The organism is Bacteroides sp. HMSC067B03, from assembly GCF_001811315.1.
Taxonomy (GTDB): Bacteria; Bacteroidota; Bacteroidia; order Bacteroidales; family Bacteroidaceae; genus Bacteroides; species Bacteroides faecis.
In genome coordinates, this window is the sequence record NZ_KV804505.1 from 3,171 (window position 1) to 4,209 (window position 1,039).

A 1,039-nucleotide genomic window follows, 5' to 3' on the forward strand; every position below is an offset into this window, starting at 1 on the left:
GTTTCAAAAGTTCGTTTGCCTCGAATTCCGCACGCAAATCTTCCAGCAGGTCACAAGCGCGGTCAAACGTATCGGAAACGATACACATATAAAACGTCTCACCGTTAATCCATAACCATAGGGGGATAATCACATCGTTCCACACCGACTTTGCAAGTCCGCGTCCCCATTCGGCATATCCCTTGTAAATCGGATCGTTCATCACCTTATTGGCATGAGCGATCTGAAAGTCCGCACAATCCGCTGTCGCATAATGCGGAAGATAAGTTTCAACAAGGTATTTGACGTCATTTTTGGCACGCTGTATGCGGTTCATCCGAACTGTCAGCGATTCGTCCGGATCAATCAGGTTGCCTGTGCACCGTGCACGTTTTAACTTCTCCTGATACTCTTTGAGGGCTTTGCTATCTTCGACTTTCATTATCCCAACATTTTTGCGGCTTCATAAAGGTGGTTCTCCTGAAAGTCCAGTGTTTTAAAATAAAGGTCTGCATTGTACACCTTCATCGCATCGAATATACGGCTCATAACATCAATGTAAATAGCCAGCGTAATCCGGTTCTTTTTGTCCACCTCTTTGAGCTGGTTTCCCCATTGCGCCACACTGTTGTCAAGCGTAGCCGCCTGTTTTCGTAGTTCGAGCACCTTGTCGCTGTCACCTTCCGCAATGGCTTCGTCAATCATGCGCAGCAGCTCCAGTTTTTGGTCTGCAAGAATGTTGATAATCTGTTTCAGGTTGTCACCCTGCTTTTGCGATGAAATAACAGATGCCTGACGCTCTTTTTTCCAAAGTGCGTCATTCTCATTAATCCAGCTTGAAACAGACCTTTCCGACACGTTTATTCGTGTGGAAATCTCCTTGCACGTCATTCCTTCACGTACATAAAGGTCGTGCGCTTCTTTCTTCAATTTACGGTAGTATTCTTTGCTTGGCATATCGCTTCCTTTCGTTTACGCAGCAAAGGTCATATTTCATCATCACCTGTGGAAAACGGCTTTTCATGTTGGAACGTATTCTTTCCAAGTTGGAAAAAATACG

General features: G+C 45.0%; 1 protein-coding gene and 1 pseudogene. Both read right to left on the bottom strand.

Going from position 1 to position 1,039, the window contains the following annotated elements; genetic code table 11:
• A pseudogene (locus tag HMPREF2794_RS26165) lies at positions 1–421 on the bottom strand (hypothetical protein); the annotation flags it as partial.
• A complete protein-coding gene (locus HMPREF2794_RS26170; protein ID WP_055271011.1) occupies positions 421–936 on the bottom strand; it encodes a DUF1804 family protein in 516 nt (171 codons plus the stop codon). The pseudogene HMPREF2794_RS26165 and the gene HMPREF2794_RS26170, both read right to left, overlap by 1 nt.
• Positions 937–1,039: the final 103 nt, after the last annotated feature.

Coding starts and splice junctions, on each gene's coding strand:
- HMPREF2794_RS26170 (WP_055271011.1), bottom strand. CDS start 936: ATGCCAAGCAAAGAATACTACCGTAAATTGAAGAAAGAAGCGCACGAC.